The sequence below is a fragment of the Proteiniphilum sp. UBA5384 genome (assembly GCF_002410825.1).
Lineage (GTDB): Bacteria > Bacteroidota > Bacteroidia > Bacteroidales > Dysgonomonadaceae > Proteiniphilum.
This window is the reverse complement of the sequence record NZ_DHOS01000065.1, coordinates 1-10,046: the sequence shown is the minus strand read 5'-3', so window position 1 is coordinate 10,046 and position 10,046 is coordinate 1. Positions and strand designations below refer to the sequence as shown.

Below are 10,046 nucleotides of genomic sequence, written 5' to 3'. Positions count from 1 at the left end.
ATGATAGATCGTTAATTTACTTCGGCATTTCGGCATATCTAGCCACTTCAAGTCCTGCTAAAGCGAATGCGGCTGTTCCGTATACTTCATTTTTTTCTGCTGTGATATTTTGTGGAGCATCTCCGATCGGTTGAACATAGCCGAGCATTCCATTGTCATGGACGGCCTCTACCATTGCCTTCCATGCTTTCATTGCAATAGGCAGGTAAGTGTTTTTATCCAGTAGTCCGCGGTTGATTCCCCACCAAAGTCCAAAGGTAAAAAAGCCACTCGCGCTGGTTTCCGGCGAGGTGAACGTTTCATAGTCGAGCAGACTTGTATGCCAGTAACCATTTTCATCTTGAAGCGTAGCTATACGCTTCATCATTTCCTGGAATAAAGTTGCATACCGATCCCTGGAATGGTAGTCATGTGGTAGGAAATCCAATACACGTGCGAGGGCACCTACCACCCATCCATTACCCCGTCCCCAAAATACCTTTTCACCATTGGCTTCTCGTTGGGTAATAAATCGTGTGTCCCGATAAAAAAGTTTCTCTTCTTTGTCATACAGGGCTTTGTGTGTTTCCCAAAACTCCCGATTCATGAACTCCCTGTATGCATCATTTTTCGTTATGTTTGCAAAAAGAGCATATGTAGGGGCTGCCATGTATAATGCATCACACCAACACCAACGTTCCTGATTCTGAGGATTTTCAAAAAGGAGATTGTCTGTTTCGGGATAATATTTCATCTGGTAATCCAACCGTTCGATAGTTGGAATAAGAGGAACCCATCCTCCAAATAGGTCCATAACCATTTTATGATCCCATTTATCTACTTTCTCTACAATATAATAGGGCTTGGGATCGTCCAACCATATGCGTCCATACATTAAAGAGACTGCAATGTCGTTAGCCGGATTTAAAGAACGGTTTCCCACTTCCCAACGATTATTTTCGGCGATCTTCCTGTACCATTTTTTAAAGTCACGACTGTTGTCATAATGGGCCCAATCGGTCACCGCACTCAAGAACACACCGTCTGCCCATCCGGTAAATTGAGGATTCCATATTGCTCTTCCCGTTGTGGGCATATTTTTTATCTGCCAGGCTATGGCATCATTTATGACTTCTTTTACAGCATTCACATCAATGGCTGCCGAATACTTTTTCCCTGCGAATGCCGTGTGTATTACGAGTACCCAGAGCAACAATAATAATTTTTTGAACATGTCTATTCCAATTTTAATAAATCATTTCCTACTTCTAATTTAAAAATCCACCTCCTTTTATGGGTCAATAGTTGAGTTCAAATAATTTCTTTAATCCGAAATAAGTTCGGCTGCACACCAAAGCATGGGTGCTTGCCCATGGAAATCTCCTATCATTCGGGGACGGTCGTAATAATATTGCCGGTCGTTCTTTTTATTGGTTCCTACACATATTTCCGTCATATCTCCTTCTTCATTGATGTAGGAGACCAATGCCATCCATGCGTTTTTAACTACCGGGACATAAGATGCATCCAACCATCCGTTGTTGACTCCTACAATCATGGCATAGGTAAACATGGCTGAACCGGATGTTTCGGACCAGCATTCCGGATCGTCCACCAATTGTTTCCACATGCCGTCTTCACCTTGAAATTTCTTGAGACTTCTCATCATGGTTACATAACCTTCCATAATGCGAGCACGATCAGGGTTGACAGCGGGCAATACACCCAATAGTTCGGCCATTCCCGCAGCCATCCATCCGTTTCCTCTTCCCCAATAAAACGGCACATCGGGTGCGTGATAAAACAATCCATTGGGCATTTGTAATTCGTCGAGGTAAAGGACCATCTGACGCGCTGTCCGGTCGATATATTTCCGATCGCCTGTTACAAGATACGCTTGTGATTGTACGATTGTAATCATATACATATCATCAATCCACAGACGGGTTTGCCATGAGTATCCTTTATCTGCCCAATTTTTCTCTTCTTTCGAAGCTTCCTCTGGGACTTCCCACTGAGAATCGGCATAAGTCATGCCCAGGTCATAATATCTCTGATCGTGGGTGATTTTATAAAGTTCGAGTGGCAAGGAACCGAACATGTTCATATCCACGTGGTTTTTAGGAGGTAATTTATCCACTTCTGAGGAAAAAAGAGGCTCAAACCTGTTTTGTAACTTATAGATCAACAATTCATTATTGATGTTCCCGGCAAAACGTAGCGCTCCCAGGTGAGCGCATACCTCCGGATAATGGATCCATTGCTTTCTATGCAAAAAATGTTCGCTTGGCACAAAGCGTTCGGATAATAACAATCCAATCTCCTGGGGTGTGTAGCCATGCGGGAAATCTTTCAGTTCATTCTTTTTCGCACACATTACCTGAAAAAATGCACAAAAAACGATCACGAGCAAAACCGGAATTTTTTTTATTTGGTATGTGGAAATGCAATCTCTCATAAGATTAAATTATTTTGTTCTTGTTGGTGTATGGGACTTATAATTTTTTCAGTTTGTAAACCTCTAACATCTCGGGTCCAGGCCATGGCTCCGGATAAGCCCGGTCTCGGTTTGCAGGAAGCGTTTCATAGCGCATGATGTATTGCTCTCCATTTATCACTCCAGCCGCATCGTGGGTTATGCTTACCCTCATGTTCGGAAATGTTGAATGTAATATGAGCACTTCCTTAGGCCAGGGTGTTAGAGGCACTGTTTTGACCGATTTTAACGTCTTTTCCGATAAAAGAAAAGCACCAAATCCTTGTCTGGGATAGCTGTAAGTCTGTTTTAATTCCCCATCTGTATATTCAACGGCTCCAATGGAGACACCGCCACTCGCTAACGATCCTCCTCCTTCAAAGTACCATCTATAATCCCAGTTTGTGGTTTGATAGATTTTCCATTTCCCCTCCTCGAATCGGGCATTATAAAATTGGGTGGGAGCATAGGGATCCGAACAATCATCGAACTTGTGGTATGACAGGATGACGCGATTTCTCGAATCGAATCCGATTCGGCCATTCCCGTTGATCATACCGCATTTGATCGGCACGGGATCCACGATAACGCCGGGGGTACCTAACTTAATGGGCAGGGAAAGAGGGGTTCCACTGGCCGTAAACCAGTTGATCAAATCGGGACTTTTTGCATAACTGAGGTCATGGTTGGTTTCTGCGGCAGGTGTGTCTCTCCATATCCAGGATATGTGGAACCACCCGTCGGGTCCTTCAACAGGGCCATGGTTATAAGCATTCATCAAACCCTCTCCGTCTGTAAACGGTTGTTCCAACAACCGCCGCCATTTGCCTGTGGCGGTGTCATAAATATTATAGAAATTATTTCCATTCCCACTTCCTCCGTCTCTGTAGGTGAAAATCAACTCCTTGTCTTTGTTTTTTAAAAAATGAGGGTAAGTAACCCTTCTTTCGTTCTTGCCCACCATGGATGAGATACGTTTCAAGCTTGTAACATCATATGGCTTTGACGCGCGAAAGTAAATCAAAGGTACGACATGCATGTTTCCACTCACGTGAAGATAGCCCTCCTTGTCCAAAGCCATGGTGATGTAATTATGAGAATCCCACGCAATGTAAGAATCAAGTTTTTTGAATGTCCATTCTTTGGAATCGAGGGTGCGTTGTGCCACCGTCATCTGCTTGTTTGCATCATAATAAGCAACAAACTGATGATTGTCGTGTGTCAACAAGGCATATCTTACGCGTGTCCCCGCCCAAACGGGTTCGACCGGTATTTTTTCCAAAATCTGGAATGAAGAAGGATGTATGGTGCGATTGTCTTGTAGGCCTTTTTTTGCTGTGCAAGAAAAAACCAGCGCATACCCCATTATGAGTGACAGGGTCAGCAACAGAATAGATTGTTTCCGCATTTTTTTGTCATATAATTTGATTGTATAATTCAATTTGTGTGTAATGATTGTTGAGTTTATAATTGTCTATTCCTGTTGTGAATCAATTGATTATATCAATTGATTATATCAATTGATTTGTAGTTCATGCTTGTCCATATCCTGCTCATCTAATACCTGATAAGAGGTTCATAGGTTTCCATTACAACAGCTCTATCCCTTACGATGAGTGTGTCCTGCCCCAGATAGGTGTAAGAGGGATTGGATATTTCGTAATTTATGACAATTCCATCGCGAAGCTTATTGCCCCAAATAAACTGTGCTTCTTTAAATTCTCCGCTACCTGAAACAGTATACTGAGATTGACCCTTGCCGGTGATGGAGCAGTTGTTTCCATTAAAATCCAGAACGAGTTCCACGTTGTCATTCATATATCCGGATTTCATATTAATGTTTAATGACACCCGGTCTCTTCCGGTAGTTTTAAGAAAAGTTATGGGATTTTTCTCGATATATTTTTCCCCATAACTGTGATTCTCAATGATGGTTCCATTGATGTTTTTCACCTGGCTGCTTCCGTGATAAAAATAATTACCATGATACGCATTGATAAATTTCACAGCGAACATGGTAAAATCTTTTGGGGTTATCTCCCAATCGTTTACTATCCTGGGATCAGCTTCCGCCATTGTTGTTTTACCCCTTAAAATAGAATCCACATCATTTGAGCTGATTAACCGTACCGGTATCACATAGGTGGTATGGATGGATAATGAATCCTGAAAGAATGCATCCGTTAGGTGTACACTCACTCCTCCATTGTATTTCCCTTTTGGGATGGTGATCTTTGTAGATTCCATTTTATAATAATGAGAAGGCATCAAACGGATGGTGTCGAGTGAGGCACCAAACAGGGCGTTGCGGGTGAGCGATTCATCCACCTCGATGCTGAAATTGCGATCATGATCATTGTGGTATACGCCGCCCAACGCCGCGGAAATTAAAAACATATGATTGTTGTCGTTTGTGTTATCGTAAATGTAATTTCCGAGCACAAGGGTTCTTATGGGATATTGATAGGGGAAAAATCCGGTGGTGTAGTCAAAGTCCGGAAAATCTTGTTCTGCATTTTCACAGGAAGCCAAACTACAAAGTATCACTAAAACCAATAATATCTTTTTCATACGATTATTTTATTTTTTCTTGTTGGTGTATGGAATTCGCTTTTAATCACATCCACATGGATATTATGATGTACATGCTTGTTTCATACAATTACAATTAAATGTGATTATTTCCATCCTTTATTTTGAATCAAAGCATCATACTTCAATACTTCTCTTTGAGGTATCGGCCCGTAATGCATGTATGCATTGTTGTATGCTCTGGATTCAACCTGTACATAACTATACAATACATCAGTGATATTGACTCCCATGGCAGGTTCGGTCAGGTCCATCAACCATCTTCTCATATCCCAGAACCTGTAGCCTTCAAAACAAAGTTCCAGGCGGCGTTCATTTCTTATTAAATCTCTCATCTCCTCTTTTGAAGAAATGGATGCCACATATTGATCAGGTTGTTTGATGCCGGCTCTTTTTCTCAGTGCGGCAATGGCTTCTTTCGCGGAGTAAGATGCATTGGGTGCCTTACCGTCCGGACCCCAGCTCTCATTGGCCGCTTCCGCATAGATAAGAAACATTTCAGTATAGCGGATATGCACGTTGTAGTGGTTTAAACTTGTGGTTGCTACGGGATCTAAGTTGATATCATCTCTCAATAGCTTCTTTAAATAATACCCTGTTCTGGTAGAATTGTCGGTAGCGTCTTTAGCATTTATATTATCACCCAAAGAAGTGTTGATACGCGCACCTTTGAACACACTGTTATTGTAAATAATATATTGGGAAAGACGCGGGTCTCTGTTTACATAGGGGTTGTTTTCGTCATATCCCGATGTGGCATCATCAATGGGATATCCATCAAGGGTGGGAAATGCGTCCACAAGGTTTTGGGTGGGGTTTATATCGCCATTGCCAAAAAGAGAGGGGGGGAAACATTGCCTTTCTATAGCATTGGAAACACTCATTGCTGTCCGCCAAATAATTTCCTTTTGATCCAGATTATTATCCAGGTTGATCCTGTTGATTTGGGCGGGAAGGTAGTATGTGTGACCATTTGGGTCTAACCCATTGATCCCTCCATTGATATTGATGACCTCCGCCGCATTCATTGCCGCATTCTCCCAAAGAGATGTCTCATTTTGCAGATTGAATGCCGGGCTGGCAGCAAGCAAAGCAAGGCGGGCTTTTAAAGCTTTGACAACCCTTCCACTTATTCTTTGATTCACTCTCTTCCCGAATATTTCGTTGTAACTTGATACTGAAAATTCACTATAACCTTCCGGAAGCTGCTCTGGGTTTTGAATATCCACATAGTCATCCATCGTGAGAAATTTCAATGCATGGTCAAAGTCGGCATAGATGCTGTCTACCGACTCGAAGAAACCCAGGCGGGGGATATTGAAGTTTTCCTCAGCCTCAATAAAATTCCTGATGATGGGAATACCCAATAATTCACCGTTTTCCCCAATCCCGGCGCATGACTCCAGCAAGAGTAATCCAAACAGACCTCTCAAGGCGTATGCTTCTCCTTGGAATCTTTTTTTATACAATGTGTTCAATTCCAAATCCGACCACTTCCATTCAACCTGATCGATGTAAGTTAGAAATTTATTCAAATACAAAATGGAAGAAATGGAATTATCCCACATGTTTTTCGGGTTAAATGAAGCAGACCACTGCCCCGTAGCCATTCTTAAGTAGCCGTTTGTCTTGTTGTTAGACACTGCGTCGTCGGTGGCAACCTCATCAAATGCAATACTGCGTGACGGAACCCTCAGATAAGCTGTCATGAGGAGCCCTTCCGAAAAGGAGGGGTCTTTTGATAACCGGTCTTCCGTATTTAAATTTTCATCGGTAGGAACCAGTACATTCTCGCAAGACGAAAAGAAGGTGGATATAATCATGCTCATAAAGAGCAAGAAAGTAATATGTATATATTTCATGACCTGATCATTTTTTTAATTGAACTTGATTTTTAAACCTACCGCATATGAACGAGAAAATGGTTCACCCCCCACTGTGAGTTCATCTACTTTCCGTTGCTTGGAAATTGTAAGGAGATTATTTCCATGTACAAAAAGACTGAGTCCATTGAGATGCAATGAATTTGTCAATTTATTTGGAAAATCATACGTTACCTGGACACGCTGTAGCAGGAACTTGTCATTATTATACATCCAAAATGTGGAGTTTCTATAGTTGTTGTTATTGGCTTGCGAGCTTAATCTTGGATAGGTAGCCGTATGTTTGGTGGCCTCTGTCCATCTGTCATACACTATCTCGGTGTATTTTTTGTTTCCATCGATCCAGTAATAGTCCCCCGATAGCATCCTTTTTGCTCCCCGCTGTCCATTCCCTATTGCAAATAGCGTGAAATTCTTGTATCCCAATCTTACATTTAGGCCATACGTGAAAGGGGGCCATTGTCTTCCGAGGTATATCATGTCGTTCTCATCAATAATTTGGTCATTGTTTTGATCCACGTATTTTATGTCACCGGGTCTCACAGTTCCAAATGTCTGGTAGTGGTGATTGTCAATGTCGTCCTGATCTTCAAAGAATCCGTCCGCTTCGAGGCCGTATAAACCATCAATTGGTCGTCCCTTGGTGTAACGATATGATTCAGCATACACCTCATCCCTTTGTAGCGTTTCGGTAAGTTGATACAGTACATTTGTTTCAATATATATTGTAAAATCACCCAATTTTTTATTCAGTGCCAGCCCAAAATCGGCTCCTCTATAACCCTCGGAGTTAAAATTCGAGTAAGGAATAAAATTCGTATAGTAGCTGGGATAGATTGTGGTGGGTCTGGTAATTCTGTCCACGATAGAACTAAAATATATGTTCGCGTCTGCAACGATCATATTGTTGAAAAACCGTCCTTCCAGGCCCAGATTGATCTCTTTTCTTTTCTCAAAACTTAAGTATGGGTTCCCACCATATTGAGAAATTACCCCAGATGCAAATACACGGCCATCAAACCAGGGGAAGTTCCCAGAATTTCCATAAGGGCTATAATAGTAATTGAAACTTCCAATTTCATGGTCGGTATGCAGAATTCCCGCGCTGATTCTGAATTTAAGGTGATTAATGGCATTGATGGATTGGATGAAATCTTCATTGCTGGCTATCCAGGACAATCCAATAGAAGGAGAGAAAGCAGTCCTGGATGCAGGAGGTAATTTAACCGAATTGATGAAGGCGCCACTGAAATCAATGCCATATCTTTTGTCATAAATATAGGCTGTTCTCAATCCAATATTTGCATTTTTAATTTCTTGGATAGCGCCCTGATTCTTCCGGTGATTCCCCATCGCAGTCAATGCTCCATACAGATGATGGATGTCGTTAAATTCCCTGTCATAGTCGACCATTGCATAGTAACCAATCCTTCTTTGGAAACCTTGACCGGATATATATTGTTCACCGGAGCGGGAATCTTTGTTGTATTGATTGGTAATTCTGATAGAATCTCCAATTATTTTTGGTTGATACACCGCATATGTATTGTTGATATATTGGTTGTAAAAAGTCAGATAATCAAAACTCAGGTTTGTGTGGAAGCCAAGTCCTTCTGTGATCATATCCAGGTCTATATCTACCCTGTTATTAAAGGAAAGGTGGTTATAAATGTTTTCATTTTTTCCTGCCGAATACATATCGGCAATTGGGTTTGTTAAATATTGTTGGGTCCCACCTAATAAATACTTCCCTTCAATGATGTTCCTTGCCGAACCTAGGAAAGGATCGTCCTTTTCAATCAGGTCCATCGGGATAAGGGGTTGGTAAAGATTAGGCCTGAGCACGGAAGCCTGCGACCAATAATTTGATCTGGGACCGGAACTATTGCGGAATATCGCTGAAGCGTCCACTGCCGTTTTGATGAATGAGTTTACATCCAGATCTACATTGGCTCTGAAATTAAATTCATTGGTCTGGCTGTTTTTCCCTTCTCCTATATTGAAATAGGAACCGGATCTGTTCCATCCGAAATTAGTATAATACCTGGCAACTCTATTGCCTCCGTTGAGCTCTGCGATTATATTTGAATAAGGCCGGAACTGCTTTAAAAACTGATCGGAATAATAGTCTACATTGGGATACATGACCACATTTTCTCCCGATTCATACCCGTTGATGTCGCTCTGATAATATGTAGCATTCAATCCGTCGTTGACCCTTGCTTCATTATACAGTTTGGCATAATTGGCTGAGGACAAGTATCTAGGTAATTCCGCCGGAGTAGACACACCGTAATATCCGGTTACATTTATTTTGTTTTTTTGTACCTTCCCCCGCTTGGTCGTGATCAATACAATACCGTTTATCGCTTCACTTCCGTAGAGTACAGCAGAATTGATGTCTTTTAGAACGGTGATTTGTTCCACCTCCGAAAGGTTAAGGGCATAAGGATCGCGGGGAAGCCCATCTACAATATACAAGGATCCGCCCAAACCCCTCAGGTTTGAGATGTCAAAGAATCCGGGCACACGCCCAATCAAAGAAATGGGTATCTCCAGGATTTGATCAAATTCGAGTATTTCTTTGGGATCCACTGTAAATAAGGTGCTGACGGCATCGTTTCTAGCAACCTTACCAAAGGCAATATGAACTGAATCACTTGTGTTGCTGATGAGAGATTCAAAATCTGCCGGATTCTGTGCTTTTATACCTGCAGTGGTAAGGAAAAGAACAACCCATATTGTTAAATGTATATTTCTCATTTTTTGTAATTTTTTATTTTGTGTCACATCAAGCCTTACCAACCCGGATTTTGTCCAAAGTGAGGATAGATATAAGTATCCGATAATTGAAGCGGTAACCAGTTGTGTTTCTTTTCCACTACACGGGTAATAATTACTCTCTCCCTGATATTCCTTGGTTTTCCGGTTACCGGATCCCTATCGAAATCAACCGCTGTCTTTTCTCTGTATTTTAGTTGATCATGAATGTTCCATCTCCTTAGATCATGAAACCTATGGCCTTCGAAAGCCAACTCTACAGCACGTTCTCTGATAATTTCCCCCATAAATGCCTCTTTTGTGGCCGCGTACTTGTTGGTGAGATCGGGTAGTTG

General features: G+C 41.7%; 7 protein-coding genes. All 7 read right to left on the bottom strand.

What is annotated here, in order from left to right; all coding sequences use genetic code 11:
- Window positions 1-16: 16 nt before the first annotated feature.
- Window positions 17-1,213: a glycoside hydrolase family 88/105 protein gene (locus tag B4G81_RS12390; protein WP_294082953.1), complete on the bottom strand. Its 1,197-nt coding sequence runs from the start codon at window positions 1,211-1,213 to the stop codon at window positions 17-19.
- 90 nt (window positions 1,214-1,303) lie between these two features.
- On the bottom strand, window positions 1,304-2,437 hold the full coding sequence (locus tag B4G81_RS12385) for a glycoside hydrolase family 88/105 protein (protein WP_414703202.1): 1,134 nt from the start codon (window positions 2,435-2,437) through the stop codon (window positions 1,304-1,306).
- Window positions 2,438-2,474: 37 nt separating this feature from the next.
- The gene (locus tag B4G81_RS12380; RefSeq protein ID WP_294082951.1) at window positions 2,475-3,863 is read right to left on the bottom strand and encodes a BNR repeat-containing protein; all 1,389 of its coding nucleotides are present in this window, start codon (window positions 3,861-3,863) and stop codon (window positions 2,475-2,477) included.
- 149 nt (window positions 3,864-4,012) lie between these two features.
- Entirely contained in the window at window positions 4,013-5,026 is a 1,014-nt protein-coding gene (locus B4G81_RS12375) for a DUF5627 domain-containing protein (protein WP_294082949.1), read from the bottom strand.
- A 107-nt stretch (window positions 5,027-5,133) separates the two neighbouring features.
- Window positions 5,134-6,909: a RagB/SusD family nutrient uptake outer membrane protein gene (locus tag B4G81_RS12370; protein WP_294082947.1), complete on the bottom strand. Its 1,776-nt coding sequence runs from the start codon at window positions 6,907-6,909 to the stop codon at window positions 5,134-5,136.
- Window positions 6,910-6,924: 15 nt separating this feature from the next.
- The gene (locus tag B4G81_RS12365; protein ID WP_294082946.1) at window positions 6,925-9,693 is read right to left on the bottom strand and encodes a SusC/RagA family TonB-linked outer membrane protein; all 2,769 of its coding nucleotides are present in this window, start codon (window positions 9,691-9,693) and stop codon (window positions 6,925-6,927) included.
- A 35-nt stretch (window positions 9,694-9,728) separates the two neighbouring features.
- Window positions 9,729-10,046 (bottom strand): RagB/SusD family nutrient uptake outer membrane protein (locus B4G81_RS12360; protein WP_294082945.1); only part of this gene is annotated, 318 nt, incomplete at its 5' end.